Genomic DNA, 17,132 nt, shown 5'->3' on the forward strand with positions numbered 1-17,132 from the left:
AAAAAGCCTTATACTTGGCGATATTCCCCATGACCATGGATCAGCGATGCCGACAATTTTGCATTTATCGGATTTGCATTTTGGATTTGATGGCGATCCTACGCAGCAGGCGCAACGCAAGCTGTGTTTGGATGGTTTGCTGGACTGTCTGCGTGATGAACGTTGCTGGAAGCCGGATTACATCTTGATCAGCGGCGATTTGGGCATGCGGGGGGCGGCTTCTGATTATGCGCTGGCCGGGGCGTGGCTGAACAAATTGCTGGCGGTGTGCGGTTTGTCGGCGGATAAGGTGCAAATCTGCGCCGGGAATCATGACAGCAATCGCAATGCCGCCGAACGAATTCCCTATCCTGCAGATAGCAAGGCGGCTGATAAAGCCTTAGCCCCGCCTATCGCAAAAATTTTCAACCAACATAGCTTCACCGATTTCACCCAATTTTGCGCCGACTTCGGCTTGCCCTTGCTGACCATAGGCGCCGAACAAAACCGCCTGGCCGGCATCTGCGAATGGGATGATTTGCGCGTGCTGGTGATGAATTCGGCCTGGTATGCGCAAGGCGATAAAGATAAAGACAATCTCTGGCTGGGCCTGCCGCAATTGCAGGTGCTGGCGGCGGAAAATGGCTTAGCCGATTGCAAAACCGGGGTTAAGCTGACAGTGGGCATACTGCATCATCCTTTTGACTGGCTGCACCCGGAAGAAAACAATGCGCGGGGGCGGGTGGATATTGATGATTTTGTCGCCTCGCGCTGCCATCTGATTTTGAGCGGGCATACGCATGGCAAGATTAAAAAGCCCAGCAAGGTGTGTGACAAAGCCTGGCATTTCCAAGGCGGCGCCACATTTGAGGATGGCGGGCATACAAACAGCTTCAGCTTGATACGGATTGATGGCGCGCGGGTGGCGCGGCAGCCGTGGGAATTTGATCCCGGCAGTGTGGATGAGCCTTGGCGGCTGAGTAAGGAAAGCGCTTGCCAACTCGATCCCGCGCCGCAAGGCGCGGGCATGGAAACCACGTCCAAACCGCCAAGCACACCAAAAAACACACTGCCAGCGCAAGAAGACCTCAGCCACATCAAGCAATATTTGCTGACGGATTTGCTGGGCCGCGAGCCGGAATTAGCCAAGCTGGATGCGCTGCTCAAAAACCCAAACGCAAAAAAAATCGCCACCATCATCGCCCTGGGTGGCGAAGGCAAAACCTCGCTGATGACGAATTGGGCTTTTTCCCTGAAAAAAGCCGGCTGGCCAGGTTTGCAAAAAGTCTTCGCCTGGTCGTTTTACAGCCAGGGTTCCAGCGACCAAAGCCAAGCCAGCTCAGACCTTTTCTTGCGCGCCGCCTTAAAATTTTTCGGCGAAACCGGTTTCGCTGAAAGCCAAGCCAGCCTATGGGAAAAAGGCCAAAAGCTGGCCGAATGCTGCAAAAAAACCAAAGCACTGCTCTTGCTGGATGGCTTGGAGCCGCTACAAATGCCGCCCACCTGCCCTGAACGCGGCAGGTTCAAAGACGCGGGCATTGAAGCCCTGCTCACCTACTGGGACGGCCCCAGCCTGTGCCTCATCACCAGCCGCTACGCGCTGGATGATCGCTTCACCGCCCATCTGGAACAAATCGACCTGCCCGCCCTGCCCTTGCCTGCCGCAGTTGCCCTGCTGCGCAGTCTGGACATCATCGGCTTACCACAGGAACTCGAAGACGCCGCGAATGAACTGCACTGCCACGCCCTGGCCCTGCGCATCCTCGGCCTGTATTTAAAAGAAGCCCACGGCGGCGACATCGCCAAGCGAGATCTGGTCGATTGGCAGATTGCCGACGAAGAAGAACGCCACGGCCACGCTTTCCGCGCGATTCGCGCCTATGCGCGCTGGCTGGAAACTGATGAAAAATACGGCAAAGCGGCGCTGGCGATTTTGCACATGCTCAGCCTATTTGATAAACCCGCCAGCCGCGCCAGCATTGAGTGCCTGTTGCAAGGTGAGCCAATTGCGGGGGTGACGGATGCCTTATTCAATACCCAAAACCAGCAAACCCCGCAAGCCCTGCCGCCAAACACCCTGCAAACCCTGCTCAGCCGCCTGGAACAAGCCAAGCTGATCAGCCAAGGCAAAGACCAGCATGGCGTATGGCGCAACCTGGACGCCCACCCCTTGCTGCGCGAATACTTTGCGCGCGCATTGCAAACGCAAAGCCCGCAAGGCTGGCGCCAGGCGCATCAGCGCGTATTTGAGTTTTTATGCACAAACACCCCGGATCAAGACAACCCGACACTGGAAGATTTATTGCCGCTGTATGAAGCCGTGATGCATGGCTGTGCGGCGGGGGAGTATGAAAAAGCGCGATGGGATGTGTATGACAAACGCATCCTGCGCGGCGCTGCGTTTTACAGCATCCGCAAACTCGGCGCCTATGCCCACGACCTGGCCGCCATCGCCCATTTTTTTGCGCCGGGTTGGCGCGCCCTGCAAGCAGGGGCCGTAGTACAAATCTCTGCTGGCAACCAGGCTTGGCTGTTTAACGTTGCCGCCTTTAACCTGCGCGCCTTGGGGCGTTTGCCGGAAACCCTGCCCTTGATGGAAGCTAATCTTGCCATGCGTGTGCAACAAAAAAATTGGCAAAACGCCGCCCGCACTGCCAGCAACCTCAGCCAAACCCAAGCCCTGCTCGGCCACTTGCCAACCGCGCTTGCCAGCGCCCGGCAGGCGCTGGACTATGCAGAGCAAAGCCAAGACGCCTTTATGAAAATGGCAAATCGCAGCAACCTTGCCTGGCACAGTTTTTTAAGCGGCGACAGCGCCAGCGCAGTGCGCTTGATGCAAGAAGCCGAGCGCTTGCAAGTGGAAATGCAGCCAGCCTACCCGCTGCTGTATTCGCTGCAAGGTTTTCAGTATTGCGAGATCCTATTGGCGCAGCAAAGCAGCGCGGCGGAGGTGGCCAAGTGCGCGCATCAATCTTTAGCATGGGCTCAAGAAAATGGTTATTTGCTAGATCAGGGTTTAGATCAGCACACCTTAGCCAAATGCCAACTGCTGTTGGCGCGCGCCGCGCAGCCGGACGCCGCCGCCAGCCTGCAAGCAGCGCTCACCCACAGCCAAGCAGCCTTGTGCCTGATCCGTCAAGGTGACTCAAGCGGCTACATCATCCCCGCCCTGCTCACCCACGCCCGCATTCAATGCGCTTTGCAAGACCACCCCGCCGCGCTGGCGGCGCTGAACGAAGCCTATGCCATCGCCCGCCGTTGCGGCATGCTGCTGTATGAAACCGACACCCTGCTGGCGCGGCTGGAATTGTTTGGCAAAGCCCAGCCCTACCCCTGGCCAGAGTCCTCCCCCGCGCAAGACCACCAGCGCGCCGGGGAATTGATTGAGGAATGCGGCTATGGCCTGCGCAAAGCGGAATGGCAAAATCTGGCGCAAAAATAGGTCAAAACCCAAAAGTAGAAGGCTGGGTTGATCGAAGCGATAACCCGGCATCCGACACAGGTGGATACACAAAGGAACAGGCGCCAGCCACCAGCCGTAGTTTTATTTGTGGGAAGAAATTCCAACCTTGCGCCCGGCCACCGGCCCTTGCTGGATTTGCGGGAGAGGATTGAAGCCCATAGCCCCGGCCTGCTTTTGGCGTGAGTCCGGGCGAATCTTGAGGCAAAAAAAAGCCCGCAGTCATTGCGACTGCGGGCAGAGCACCTTTGCAACACATTTCAGGAGATGAAACGGTTAACCTCACTCGCACTGAGATCAACACACTTGCTGTTTCCACACATCAAGCTTCAATGCCATGCATTATACATGAAAATTTCCATGCGGCAATTATTTCTTGTGGCTTGGATCACACTTATTTCCACGCGGCAATCCATGCCAATCCAAAGCCTCTCTGATTTGTCCGGGGGAAGGCGGCGGGCAGTGCGCGCGTAATTGGTTTTGCAGCCATTGCCGCACTTGCTGTTTGTCGGGATGGGTGGTGGCGCTCATGATTATTCTCCTTGTGATTGCCGGCGGCGGTTTGGCTTCGGCCGCTGTGTTTTGATTATCGGACAGCGCAGCTGAAAAATTACCCTCTGGAGTGTGTTGCCGACTATGGCGGATATCTGCATAAAATGATGAGGATGCGTCGGGGCTGCTGCCTGCAGGCGCTACACTCAGCATGTTCCGTTCAAAGGGAAAGACTCATGCAGAAAACAATGCTTCTCTGTATCTCTCTCAGCGCGCTGTTTGGCTGCCAGCTTCCAGCCATGGCGCAAAACAGCGATGAGGATGACTTGCAACAACTGTATGGCGCCAAGTCCATGCTCAGTATTGCCAGCGGTTATCTGCAACCGCTTTCGCGTGCGCCGGCCGTAGCCAGCGTATTGCATGCCGAAGATATCCGCGCCATGGGAGCGCGCAATTTGTGTGAGGCAATCGCGGCGATTCCGGGCATGAGCTGCCATGCCGATATGCAGGCGTATGGCGATAAATTTGTGATTCGCGGCCTGGGCCATGGGGCGGCGACCAATCCGCAGGTATTGATTTTGCAAAATGGCGTCAACCGCGCCAGCATCACCTCGGGCGATGGCGGGGTGCCGTTTGTCTTTGTGCCGCTGGAAAATGTGGCGCGCATTGAAGTCATCCGTGGCCCGGCGTCCGCGCTGTATGGGGCGGATGCATATGCCGGGGTAATCAATATCATCAGCAAAAAAGCCGCCGATGCACCGGGCACTGAGGCCGGATTACGCTTTGGCTCGCAAAACACACGTCAATTCTGGTTGCAACACGGCTTGCGCAAGGGTGAGTTGGATCTGGCCCTGTATCTGCATCATCAAAAAACCGATGGGGTGCGCGAGACTGTGCGCAGCGATGCCGCCAGTCTGCTGGACAGCCTCACCGGCACACGCAGCAGCAATGCGCCGGGTTTGACCGACAACCGGCATGAGGATTTGGATCTGAGTATGGATCTCGGCTATCGCAATTGGCGTTTGTATTTTTTACACCGTTTGCGTGACAACATCGGCGCCGGGCCTGGTTATGCCGGCGCGCTGGAAAGCCCTGGCCGGCAGTCGCGTTTGCGCTCTGAGCGCAATCTTTTTTTGCTGCAATACCGCGATGCGGAACTGGCCCCGATGCTGGGCTTGCAAGCCAATCTTTCGTATACCAATTTGCATGACGCAAATCAAAGCGCGAAGCCGATTGAGTTGTTGCCGCCCGGCGTTGCGCTGCCAGGCGGGGCTTTTCCGGAAGGCGTGCTGGCCCTGCCCTGGCGCGCTGAGCACCATCTGCGCCTGTCTGCTGACTTGAGTTATCGCGGCTGGCGCAATCAGCAGTGGCGTCTTGGGGCCGGGATCGAAGACTTGGATTTGTATCGCGCCGGCAATCGCAATAATTTTTTACTGGCGCCGGATGGCAGTTTGATGCCGATTGGCCCGCTTCAGGATGTCAGCGCGCTGCAACCGCATATCCGGCCGCAAAGGCGCAAGCTGCATTATGTTTTTCTGCAAAATGAATGGCGGATTGATCCATTTTGGAGCTTGACCGCCGGCTGGCGGCACGACCGCTATTCGGACTTTGGCAGCGTCAGCAATCCGCGCATGGCGCTGGTCTGGAAAACCGGCAACTTGCATCACAAACTTTTATATGGCAAGGCGTTCCGCGCCCCCACTTTCAATGAATCGTATGGCATCAATCCAACCAATAATGGCAATCCGGCAATCCGGCCGGAGACGATTCAAACCTGGGAATGGTCGAGCGCCTGGCAGGCGCATGCGGATTTGCAGCTGCAGATGAATTTATTCCACTACCGCCGCAATAACATCATCGCCGCCCAGGCCAACCCGGCCCCATCAAGCGGGGCGACGTATGTGAATGGCGGCGCGCAGCGCGGCAAAGGTCTCGAACTGGAAATGGATTGGCGCATCAATCCGGCTTTACGCCTGATTGGGAATATGTCGTGGCAGCGCAATCACGATCAGGTTTTGCAAGCCGAAGCAGGCTTGGCGCCGCAGAGGCAAGCTTATGCGCGACTGGAGTGGCGTATGGCCCCAGGCTGGAATCTGCATACCCAGTTTAAGCAAGTCAGTCAACGCGCGCGCGCGCTGGGCGATCCACGCGCGCCGATTGCGGATGCGCGCACGCTGGATCTGATGCTGCAGTATGCGCGCCGCCCCGGCAATTGGGAATTTCATCTGAATCTGAAAAATCTGCTCAACGCAGATGTGCGCGATCCCTCGCTCACGCCGGCGCTGGCAGACGATATCCCGCTGGCGCGCCGCAGCATCTATGCGCAAGCGGTATATCGTTTTTAAAACAATCCAGGCAATTACTGAACAAGCCCGCCCGGCGCAAACCGGGCGGGCTTTTTGCAGTGCGCAAAGGCTGCAGGCAAGCTGCACAGGCGGGCGCGTCACCGCGCAACACTGTGCAGCGAAGATAGATTCAGCGACTGTACCGTATCAATGGCGGGACGCTTGAAAGCGCTGTGTAAAGCCGCCGGGCAAAAAAAAACCCCGCTTTCGCGGGGTAAATGCGGGAGCCGGGAGAACGACGCACGCAGACACTACACACAATCTTTACTGCAGCTGACTGGCCTCTTGCGTTGCTTGACCGCGTGTTTTGTACATCGAGTACAGCACGCCAGCCGCCAACAAACCGAAGGTCACCGAGAGGGACAGTACTGCCGGCACTTTGCCGCCGAATACGAAGTCACCCAGGAACACCTTGCTGCCGATGAACACCAGCACTGCCGCCAGCGCATATTTCAGGTAATGGAAGCGCGCCAACACCGCAGCCAGAGCAAAGTACAGCGCACGCAAACCCAGGATCGCAAAGATGTTCGAGGTATACACGATGAACGGGTCTTTGGTGATCGAGAAAATCGCCGGCACACTGTCAACCGCGAAAATCACGTCAGAAATTTCGACCATACACAGCGCCAGGAACAGCGGGGTGGCGAACCATTTCAACCCGCCATCTTTATCCGTCTGCTTGACAAAGAATTGTTGCTCATGCAGATCCTTGGTGACACGCATGTGTTTTTTCAGGAAACGCAAGACCGCGTTGTCGGCAAAATCCTTCGCTTCCTCTTTTTCCGGCAACATCATCTTGAAACCGGTGAAGATCAGGAAGGCGGCGAACAGATACAGCGTCCATTCGTATTCTTTGACCACTGCAGCGCCAACGCCGATCATGATTCCGCGCAGCACAATCACACCGATGATGCCCCAGAACAAGACGCGGTGCTGATAAGCGCGCGGGATGGCGAAATAGCTGAAAATCAGCGAGATCACAAAAATATTGTCCAGCGACAGACTTTTCTCAATCAAAAAGCCGGTGTAGTAGTCCATTGCGGAAGTGCCGCCCTTGATATGCCACACCCACAGGCCGAACAGCAAACCGGCAAAAATATAAAAGGCTGATAAGCGCAAACTCTGGCTTACGCTGATTTCCTCATCCTTTTTATGCAAAATTCCAAGGTCGAAACTGACCAACAGGAGCACAACCAGCAGGAAGCTGCCCCACATCCAGAGTGGCGCTCCCAACGCCACTTGATTAAACCATTCCATTTTTATTGTCCTTTCATGTGATCGACCGTGGCATCTTAACCACTTCCATCTTCCAAAAAAATGGAAGATAATCGAAGCATCACTTCGGGAAAACCATATGAAATCGCTCAATATCAATTTTCACCACCTCTATTACTTCTGGGTGGTCGCCAAAGAAGGCGGGGTCACGCGCGCGGCGGAACGGCTGGGCGTGGCGGTGCAGACCATCAGCACCCAGGTCGGTTTGCTGGAGCAATCGCTGGGAAAATCATTGTTGAATTTACAGGGCCGCCGCCTGGTGCTGACCGAAGCGGGACGGGCTGCGCTGACCTATGCAGATCAAATCTTTTTGCTGGGCGAGCAATTGCAAGAGGCGCTGAGCGAAGACGGGATTGATTCGACTTTGCGTCTGACGGTCGGGATTTCCGACGCCCTGCCCAAGATTCTGGCGTATCACATGCTCAAGGCCACGCTGGGCGAGCAGGTGATGAACAAGAAAATCCGCCTCGTTTGTTATGAGGGCAAATTTGAATCGCTGTTAGCCGATCTGGCTTTGCACAAGCTGGATGTGCTGTTGACCGACCGCAGCTATAACGGCAGCGCCAGCGTGCGCGTGTTCAGCCACCGTTTGCATGGCTTCAAACTCGGTTTGTACGGAACTAAAGATCTGTATGAGCAATATCACAGCGATTTTCCGCGCAATCTGGCGGGCGCGCCGCTTTTATTGCCGACCCGCAATACCGCTATCCGTGGTTTGATTGACGGCTGGATGACGGATCAGAAAATCCGTTGTGAATTACGGGGCGAATTTGAAGACGGCGCCTTGCTGAAAACCTTTGGCGGCGCCGGCGTCGGTCTGTTCCCGGCCCCGATGGAGCTGCAAGAGGATATGAAGTCGCAATACAATGCGCTGCCGCTGGGCGAAATGACGGGCGTGACGGAAGAGTGTTATGCGATTTCAAATGATCGCAAAATCCAGCATCCTGCGCTGGAAATCATTCTGTCCCACGCCAATCAGGCGCTGGCCTGAAGCAGTCCGGCCTCAGGAGGGCAAGCCATGCGCGTGCTGGCGGAACTGGCATATTCCTGGATGCTGTTTGAAGAAAATGAAACCCTGTTCCTGGCCGTGCTGTGCGGCGGCAGCGCCATGTTTATGCTGGAGTTTGCGCTCAACGCTGCCGAAACCGGCGCCTATCGGCAGCTGGGCATGGCGGCAATCCAGGCTTTAGCCAATCAGGTGCAACAAGACAGCGCGCCGTTTCAGGCGCGCCATCTGTCATATTTTGGCCGCAGTGAGGCGGTGCAGCAAGCGCAGGCGGAATGGCGCCGGCAGGCGGGCTGACGCCGCCAGCGCTGGCCCTTGATTAAAACGGCTGATCAATCGCCGGCGACGGCCCGGTAAACCAGCGCGGGCCGGCTTCTGTCATATAGAAATGATCCTCCAGCCGTATCCCGCACTCGCCCGGCACAACCAGCATCGGCTCATTTGAGAAACACATGCCCGGCAGCAGCGGCTGTGGATTGTCTTTCACCAGATACGGCCATTCGTGAATATCCAAACCGATGCCATGCCCGGTGCGGTGCGGCAGGCCGGGCAGGCGGTAGTCCGGGCCGAAGCCGGCTTGCTGCAGCACGCGGCGCGCGGCGGCGTCCACGGCGCCGCAGGGCGCGCCGATTTCGGCAGCGGCAAAAGCCGCCGCCTGCGCCTCTTTTTCGACTTGCCACAAGGCGCGCTGGCGCGGCGTGGCTTGGCCGAACACATAGCTGCGCGTGATGTCGGCGTGATAGCCGTGCAAGCGGCAGCCGGTGTCGATCAGCACCATGTCCCCTTCGCGCAGATATTGCTCGCCCTCGACGCCATGCGGCACCGCCGTCGCCGCGCCAAAGCCGACGATGCAAAACGTCGATTTGCCGCCGCCGTGGGCGCGGTGTGCGGCGTCAATGAAATTCGCCACTTCGGATGCGGAAATGCCGGGGCGCAAAATGCGTGCGGCGCGCCTTTGCACATCCAGCGTGATATTTTTGGCGGCTTGCAGCAAGGCTAACTCGGCTGCGCTTTTTTGCATGCGGCAGGCGGCGCTGATGGATTTGCCATTCACAAACTGCGCCTCTGGCATGGCCTGGCGCAAGCCGTCGTAGATAAAAAACGGGGCTTGCTCATCCAGCGCCAGCACGGCCCCGCTGCGCGCAGCGCGTGTGCCTTGCAAAACCTGCGCCACTAAGCGGCAAGGGTCTTCTTCTTCCTGCCACAGATGCAAGGCGCCGCTGACGGTGTCGGGCATGGACAGCAATTCATCGAGTTTGGACTCTTCAAACGCCGGGCTGATGTAATCCAGGCCGCGTTCCGGGGTCAGTACGGCGCCGACCAGGCGCTCACTCAAATACCAGTTCAGGCCAGTGAAATACAGCAGGCTGCTGCCAGCCGGCAGGATCAGGGCGGCCACCTGTTGCTGCGCCATGAATTCCTGCGCGCGCGCAATGCGCTGCTCGCGCTCGGCGCGTGTGATCGGGATTGCCGCTGCGGCGGCTTTGCCTGCGGCAATTTGCGCCAATTCCTGTGCGGCATGCGAGCCGCCGATTTGTTGCTGCATAAAGTTCTCCTGCATCATGCCTGGGCCAGCGTGGAGGCTGGCTGCTTAATCAAATGCTGACGCACATAGCGCCAGACGAATTCCTGCACCTGGTCTTGCATTAAGAGCTGATGATCGCCATCGGGCGAAATCAACATATCAAACTGCCGCCCGGCCGCCAGCAAGGCATTGCTCAATTCCAGGCTCTGTCCGACGCTGACATTATCGTCCAGCATGCCATGCACCAGCAGCAGGCGGCCTTGCAATTGCGGCGCCAGATGGGCATTGCTGTGCGCCGCCAGTTGCGCCTTGTCCAAGGGCCAGCCGCCGTAGTCTTCCGTCCATTCGGCGCCCTCTTTCAATAATTCATGATTGCCCGCCGCTGCGACGCCCAAGGCGAACACGTCTGGCAGGGTGAACATGGCGCGCGCGGCGGTATAGCCGCCGGCGGAAGAGCCGATAATCGCCACCCGCGTCAAATCGATTTGCGGGTGCAGACTGGCGACGTGGCGCAGGGCGGCGACTTGATCCGGCAGCGTCGCGTCATCCAAATGCCGCCAGCAGACATCGTGCCAGGCCTGGCTGCGTCCCGGCCCGCCCATGCCATCCACGCGCAGCACAAAACAGCCGAGTGCGGCCAGGCTTTGCATGAAAAACAATTGCCGGCTGGCCGGCTCCAGGCGTTTCGGCACTGTCGTGGTATGGCAGCCTGGATACACTGTGACGATCAGAGGATAGCTGCGGGCGGGATCGAATTGCGCCGGGAAACACAGCAAACCGTGCAGATCGCCTTGCGCCTGCGGGGCCCAGGCGCGCGGCGCGGCTGGCGTGCGCACAGCGTGCAAGGTCTGCCAGGGCAGACTATCAAACGCGCCCTCTCCCACCAGCTGCAATTGCTGCCCGTTTTGATCAATCCACAGGGTGCGCGGGGCTTGATCAAAACGCGCGCTGGTGACGATAAAGTGGCGGCAATCCGGCCCGGCTTGCACCTGCAAGTCGGCGTCCACGCCATATATACGCTGTTCGGAGCCGGCCAATTGCCATGTCCCGTTTTCCTGGCGTAATTGGAGGCGGTAGAGTTGGCGGTAATACGGATCGCTGACATCGGCTTCGCGCCCGCCGCCGCAAAAATACAGCCAGCCATCGGCAAAGCCGAGAATCTGCCGCACCGCCCATTCGCCGTGTGTGAGTTGTTTCAACTGGCCGTTTTGCAACAGATGCGCATGCGGCCAGCCGCCAGCTTCTGCAATGCAAAACACCTGACCTTGCGCGACCAGCCAATTTTCGCCAAACAAGGGGTAATGCAACAGGCTTGGACTGCTGTGCACATAGCGCGTGTGACAGGCGCCGCTGGCCGGATCGACTTCCAGCAAGGCGCAGGCGCGCCGCCCGCGCGCCCATGGCAGCAGATACAAACGGCCTTGCTCCCAGCAGATCTGCTGCAGGAAAAAGGGGCCGCTGTAATCGGCGTCAAACATGGCGAAGCGGCATTCCTGCGGGCTGGGCAAATCCAATTCGATGGCGCGCTTTTGCTCCAGATCAAACAGACAGAGTCTGGCCAGCGGGACATGTTCATCGCCGCTCATGACTTCCGGCCAGCTCACTGCCTGCGGCCCTTTGTCATCCTGGCGCAGGATCTGGCGCACACTGCAGCCGCGCAAATCAAGGCGATAGCTGAGCAGATAGCGGCCATCCGGCGAAAAACTGGCGTTTAAGCTTTGTTGCGGCACACCCTGCTTGACTTGCAAACCGAAATACATGCCCAGACCGTATTGCGCCTGCTCTGTGCCGTCGCATGTCAGCCAGCAGGCGTTGCCGGTGTGCGCATCATGCAGATATAAATTGTGGTCGCGCGCTTGAATCTGATAACGCTGCTGCGGACATAATAAGGCCATGCCCGGCGTCAATTGCATCAGCGGCATGCCGCCCTGCGCCGGCGGCAGGCTGGCGCTGCCGGCCACTTCCATCTGCGCCTCCGGCTGGTCCAGGCGCAAACGCCAGCAGCGCCCGTCTGCTTGCGCATACAAGCAGCGGCTGGCGGCGTCCAGCCAACATTGCAGATGCAGGCGCGCAAGGCCTGATTCCTCCCACCAGCGCTGCCACGCGGGGCCGCACTCAGGGCCGCTGCGCAAGCGCTGGCGTGTCCCGTCGGCGGCTTGCACAAACAAGGAAAATTGCGGAAAGGTGCAGTAAAACAAAGCTTCTTGCGGCCCCAGCCAGCCGGCCAGGATGGGCGCGCTGCGCCAATGTTGCAGCAGCGTTGGCGGCAGATAGCGGCGCGCCGCCTGCAATCTGTCTGGCCATTCCAAGTCGTCTTCGATCTGATGTGGATTCATATATGTTTTGGCGTGTTTGGTGGGGGAAAGCGCGCCGCAGGGAGCGGTGTGGATGCGGTTTCAAGCATAATATAAAGCTTCCCTTGCGGCTAGGTTTTCACATATGGCCTAAACGCTGAATTGCGCACAATTTCAAGCTTCGCGCCGCACCCTGTATGGCAGTTGTGCCGGCGCCACAGGGCGGCAAAAAAAGCATATGCGGCAGCGCGCCTGCCATGATTCCCGCATACAATCGCCTGCCACCTCTTGCGCAAGCGCGCGCCTGTGTATGGCGTCAGACAAGCTTGCGCCGCGCGCGGATCGCTGCCGTTCGCGTCGCGTTTTTCCCGGCAGCATGCTCGCGGAGAACTACATGGATTTCAGCAAATTACAGCAAAACGCTATTGATGTCGCGACCCAGTTCGGGGTCAAAATTGTCGCCGCCATTTTGTTCTGGCTGCTCGGGCGCTGGCTGATCGGCATGGTTGGCAATCTCTTGCAAAACGCCATGCAAAAACAAAAGGTGGATGCGACCGTGATGCGCTATCTCGGCTCGGTTGTGACTGTCACCTTGAATGTGCTGCTGATCATAGGGATTTTGGGCTATTTCGGGATTCAGACCACCACCTTCGCCGCGCTGCTGGCGGCCGCCGGCGTGGCGATCGGCATGGCCTGGTCGGGCTTGCTGGCGAATTTCGCCGCCGGCGCTTTTTTGATTGTGCTGCGTCCGTATAAAGTGGGCGATATCGTGACTGTCGCCGGGGTCACCGGCACGGTCAAGGAAATCGGTCTGTTCACCACCTCAATTGACACTGCGGACAATATTTTGACCATGATCGGGAATAACAAAATTTTTTCTGACACGATCCAGAATTACTCCAGCAATCCCTTCCGCCGGGTCGATTTGCGTTGCCAGCTGTCCGGCGCCGCAGATCACGCCGCTGCAATGCGCCTGCTGCGTGAAAAAGTGGCGCAAGTGCCGAATGTGCTGAGCACGCCAGCCGTCGAGGTGGATATTCTGGAAGGCAATCTGCTCGGCCCGCTGCTGGCGGTGCGTCCGTATTGCGCGCCTGAGCACTATGGCCAGGTGTTTTTTGACACCAACCGGGTGATCCGCGAAACCATGCTGGAAGCCGGTTTTCCGCCGCCGATGCCGGGACAGATGGTGTTTATGCAGCAGCCGTAATCTGTTTAACGCCAGCCCTGCCCTTGCCCGCGCAGGGGCGGCTGGCCGGGCAGCGGATTTTGCGGCGGGTTGCCGGGGGCCGGCTGCCAGCTCTGATTCTGGTTGCGCGCCGCCTGATACAGCGGCATCACGCGCTGGCCATAGTTTTGCAAATCCTGCGTCCGCTCGCTGCGCGAGGGGTGGGTGGACAGCAGTTTGGCCGGCTCGCCGCCGGATACCCGTCCCATTTTCTGCCACAAGGTGACCGCCGCCAAAGGATAAAAGCCGGCGCGCGCGGCCAGTTCGACGCCAATCCGGTCAGCCTCGGTTTCGTGCGCGCGCGAGTGCGGCAACTCCACCAGCAATTGCATGCCGGCGCCGGCCAGTTTGCCCAGCCCCTCATAGCCGCCGCGCGTGCCCAGCGCGCCCAGAATATTCACCGCCAGCTGCGTGCCCATTTGTTCTGAAATCCGCTCGCGCGCATGTTCGCGCAGGGCGTGTGCGATTTCATGGCCTAACACCGCCGCCAGTTCATCATCGCTGATTTGCAAGCGCTCCAGCAAGCCGGTGTACACCGCCATCTTGCCGCCCGGCATGCACCAGGCATTCACTTCATTGGAGGAAATCACATTCACTTCCCATTGCCAGCGCGGCGCATCGGGACGGAACACAGCAGTATGCGGAATCAATTGCTGCGCAATGCGGTTGACACGCTCGACTTGCGCGCGCTGGGTGTTTAAGCGGCCCCGTCTTTGCTCCTGCGCCAGCAATTGGCGGTATTCGCCGGCGGCGCGCTGTTCGACTTCGCGCTGACTCACCGCCATATATTGCTGGCGCTCAATCCCGACGGCGCCCTGGCGCGTGGTTTGCACGGTTTGGCAGGCGCTGGCCGCCAACCCCAAGACGAGCACTGCGCCGGCTTGCATGATTCGCTTCATCTGTCCCTCCTTACGCACGCTTTTGCAAGCGCAAAGCGCGGTCGCGCTGCGCCTGCCAACGCAATGACAGCCAGGCCAGCGCCAGGCCGGCCCCGGACATGCCGGCGGCGACAAAAAACACCATGTGCGCGCCGCCCGCTTCCCAGCATGGCCCAAGCAGGATGCCGCCCAGCGTGCCACCCAAACCATATGACATGCTGACATACAAAGCCTGTCCGCGCGCTTGCAAAGCGCCGCCGAACCAGCGCTGTAATTGTTGCACACAACTGGAATGGTGTACGCCAAAGGTGGCGGCATGCAGAATTTGCGCAATGATCAACAGCACCAGCCCGACGATGCCGGGTTGCGCCACGCCGATCATGAGAAAACGCAACACCGCCAGCGCCAGACTGCCCAGCATCAAGAGACGCAGACCAAGGCGCGCAAACAGCGGCGCCTGGAAAAAGAAAAACACGATTTCCGCCACCACTCCGAGCGACCACATCAAGCCGATCACCAGTTTGGAAAAGCCGAGCTGTTCCAAAAACAGGGAATAAAACACATACAAAGCGGAATGCGCCATCACCATCAGACAAGCCGAGGCCAGGAAAGCCTGCACTTCACGCAAGCGCAGCAAGCTGGTAAATGATGTTTTATTGCGCGCAACCGGCGGCAACGGGGTTTCACGCAATGTCCAGGCCGACGCCACCACCAGCAGCAGCATCGCGCAGCACAATGCGACAAAGCTTTGAATGCCCCAGACTTCCAGCAATTTGCCGGCAGCGGTGACGGTGACGATAAAGCCGACTGAACCCCACAGGCGCAGGCGGCCAAACTGATTCAGATTTTCTTTCAAAGCTCCCACCAGGGCCGCCTCGGACAAGGGGCCGCTGGCGGATGTGAAGGTATTGATCAACAGCATCAAGAGCAAAAAGGCGAGAAAGCCCTGGGCCCAAAACATGCAGGCAAACGCGGCCAGGGCCAGCACGGCGGTATAGCGCAAGATGCGCACGCGCGCGCCGCGCGCATCGGCCAAGGCCCCCCATACATTCGGGCCGATGATGCGGGTGCCCTGCACCACCGCCATGATGATGCCGATCTGCGCCGGGCTCATGCCCTGGGCGGCAAAATACAAACTGCCGAAAGGCGAGAAAATGCCTACATAACCGTAGTAGGCAAAGAAGAAAAAGGCATACGGAAACAGCTTCAAATCCACTCCTGCAGATACCTGCGGCTTACTGCGCCGCCGCGCCGGGAATGCGCGCGCTGGCCTGCACTTCCGCACACTGGGCGCGCTGGCGCAGGGCGTGATCCATCAAGACCAGCGCCAGCATGGCCTCGGCAATCGGCGCGGCGCGAATGCCGACGCAGGGATCATGCCGGCCAAAGGTTTGCACCTGCAGCGGATTGCCGTGCACATCAATGCTCTGACGCGGCACGCGGATCGATGATGTCGGTTTAATCGCCAGTGAAACGCGCAAATCCTGGCCGCTGGAAATTCCGCCCAACACGCCGCCGGCGTGATTCGACAAAAACCCCTGCGGCGTGAGTTCATCGCCATGCTCCGAACCGCGCTGTGTGACGACGCCAAAACCGTCGCCGATCTCCACCCCCTTGACCGCATTGATGCCCATCATGGCGTGCGCGATATCGGCGTCCAGCCGGTCATACAGCGGTTCGCCCAGGCCCGGCGGCACATTGCTGGCCTCGACTTCAATACGCGCGCCAATCGAGTCGCCATCGCGCCGCAATTGATCCATGAATTCTTCCAGCCGGGCAAACAGGGCCGGGTCAGCGCTGGCGGCGAAAAACGGATTTTCATGCACATGCGCCCAATCGGCAAAGGGCATCTCAATCGGCCCCAGCTGGCTCATACGCGCGCGGATCTCCACCCCGTATTGCTGGCGCAGCCATTTCTTGGCGATGGCGCCGCCGGCCACCGCCGGCGCGGTCAGGCGCGCCGAAGAGCGGCCGCCGCCGCGCGGATCGCGAATGCCGTATTTTTGCCAGTAGGCATAGTCAGCATGGCCGGGGCGGAAGCTGTCCACGATATTGCCGTAGTCTTTGCTGCGCTGATCAGTGTTTTCAATCATCAGCGCAATCGGCGCGCCCGTGCTTTTGCCCTGATACACGCCGGACAGGATGCGCACCAGATCAGCTTCCTGTCTTTGTGTGACGTGGCGCGAGGTGCCGGGCTTGCGCCGGTCAAGCTCAGGCTGGATGTCGGCTTCAGACAAATCCAGGCCGGGCGGGCAGCCATCAACGATGCAGCCGATCGCCGGACCGTGCGATTCGCCAAAAGTGGTAAGGGTGAACAAAGTGCCTAAAGTATTGCCGGACATGGTGGGAATGGGCGTGAGCAAAAAAACACATTCTAACAAAGCGCGCAGCTTTTGCCCGGCCCGCATTCAGCGCCGCAAACGCGCAAAAGTGCAGGCTTGCAACCGCTTTGAGAAAATTTCATGTTATATTGCCCGAAAGCAATAAAAACAGCTGTGCCTCAAACCGTTTGGCGCATCCCGATGTGACGATGGTTTGCATTTTGCGGTGGCAAATCGCGCAAGCTGCCGGCAATTGGGGATATACTCTTTGCAGGCAGGAACATAACAAGAACAAGTCAGTAGGGAAACCGGGCGCTGCGCCACGCCGCACC

The 17,132-nt window shown here is 58.6% G+C and carries 12 protein-coding genes; 5 read left to right on the plus strand and 7 right to left on the minus strand.

Translation table 11 applies throughout. From position 1 onward, the window contains the following. Positions 1-46: 46 nt before the first annotated feature. Positions 47-3,421 carry a metallophosphoesterase gene (locus V8J88_RS13985; RefSeq protein WP_338844754.1) on the plus strand — a complete coding sequence of 1,125 codons (3,375 nt, stop codon included), beginning with the start codon at positions 47-49 and terminating at the stop codon, positions 3,419-3,421. A gap of 387 nt (positions 3,422-3,808) precedes the next feature. Here the strand turns inward: V8J88_RS13985 and V8J88_RS13990 are convergent, their stop codons facing one another. Further along, the gene (locus V8J88_RS13990; protein ID WP_338844755.1) at positions 3,809-3,970 is read right to left on the minus strand and encodes a hypothetical protein; all 162 of its coding nucleotides are present in this window, start codon (positions 3,968-3,970) and stop codon (positions 3,809-3,811) included. 209 nt (positions 3,971-4,179) lie between these two features. Between V8J88_RS13990 and V8J88_RS13995 the strand changes: the two genes are divergently transcribed. Further along, a complete protein-coding gene (locus V8J88_RS13995; RefSeq protein ID WP_338844756.1) occupies positions 4,180-6,276 on the plus strand; it encodes a TonB-dependent receptor in 2,097 nt (698 codons plus the stop codon). A gap of 264 nt (positions 6,277-6,540) precedes the next feature. Here the strand turns inward: V8J88_RS13995 and V8J88_RS14000 are convergent, their stop codons facing one another. Continuing rightward, positions 6,541-7,533, minus strand: coding sequence for a TerC family protein (locus V8J88_RS14000; protein WP_338844757.1), 993 nt, complete (start codon positions 7,531-7,533; stop codon positions 6,541-6,543). 97 nt (positions 7,534-7,630) lie between these two features. On the opposite strand from V8J88_RS14000, the gene V8J88_RS14005 reads away from it, so the two are divergent. Together V8J88_RS14005 and V8J88_RS14010 are read left to right on the plus strand one after the other, a co-directional pair. Next, positions 7,631-8,542, plus strand: coding sequence for a LysR family transcriptional regulator (locus V8J88_RS14005; protein WP_338844758.1), 912 nt, complete (start codon positions 7,631-7,633; stop codon positions 8,540-8,542). 27 nt (positions 8,543-8,569) lie between these two features. Next, the gene (locus V8J88_RS14010) at positions 8,570-8,854 is read left to right on the plus strand and encodes a hypothetical protein (RefSeq protein WP_338844759.1); all 285 of its coding nucleotides are present in this window, start codon (positions 8,570-8,572) and stop codon (positions 8,852-8,854) included. A 22-nt stretch (positions 8,855-8,876) separates the two neighbouring features. Here V8J88_RS14010 and V8J88_RS14015 read toward each other — a convergent pair whose 3' ends face one another. Both V8J88_RS14015 and V8J88_RS14020 read right to left on the minus strand, forming a co-directional pair. Then, positions 8,877-10,103: a Xaa-Pro peptidase family protein gene (locus V8J88_RS14015; protein WP_338844760.1), complete on the minus strand. Its 1,227-nt coding sequence runs from the start codon at positions 10,101-10,103 to the stop codon at positions 8,877-8,879. 14 nt (positions 10,104-10,117) lie between these two features. Further along, entirely contained in the window at positions 10,118-12,418 is a 2,301-nt protein-coding gene (locus V8J88_RS14020; protein ID WP_338844761.1) for a prolyl oligopeptidase family serine peptidase, read from the minus strand. Positions 12,419-12,770: 352 nt separating this feature from the next. On the opposite strand from V8J88_RS14020, the gene V8J88_RS14025 reads away from it, so the two are divergent. After that, positions 12,771-13,583 (plus strand): mechanosensitive ion channel family protein, encoded by an 813-nt coding sequence (locus V8J88_RS14025; RefSeq protein ID WP_338844762.1) that lies wholly within the window; start codon positions 12,771-12,773, stop codon positions 13,581-13,583. A gap of 5 nt (positions 13,584-13,588) precedes the next feature. On the opposite strand, the gene V8J88_RS14030 is transcribed toward V8J88_RS14025, so the two are convergent. Genes V8J88_RS14030 through aroC form a run of 3 tightly spaced genes read right to left on the minus strand, consistent with a single transcriptional unit; the run spans position 13,589 to position 16,821 of the window. Further along, on the minus strand, positions 13,589-14,500 hold the full coding sequence (locus V8J88_RS14030) for a M48 family metallopeptidase (protein WP_338844763.1): 912 nt from the start codon (positions 14,498-14,500) through the stop codon (positions 13,589-13,591). A 10-nt stretch (positions 14,501-14,510) separates the two neighbouring features. Beyond that, positions 14,511-15,689 carry an MFS transporter gene (locus tag V8J88_RS14035; protein ID WP_338844764.1) on the minus strand — a complete coding sequence of 393 codons (1,179 nt, stop codon included), beginning with the start codon at positions 15,687-15,689 and terminating at the stop codon, positions 14,511-14,513. Between the two features lie 25 nt (positions 15,690-15,714). Continuing rightward, positions 15,715-16,821 (minus strand): chorismate synthase, encoded by a 1,107-nt coding sequence (gene aroC / locus V8J88_RS14040; protein ID WP_338849886.1) that lies wholly within the window; start codon positions 16,819-16,821, stop codon positions 15,715-15,717. Between the last annotated feature and the right edge of the window lie 311 nt (positions 16,822-17,132).

It is taken from the genome of Massilia sp. W12 (assembly GCF_037300705.1).
In the GTDB taxonomy this organism is placed as follows: domain Bacteria; phylum Pseudomonadota; class Gammaproteobacteria; order Burkholderiales; family Burkholderiaceae_D; genus JACPVY01.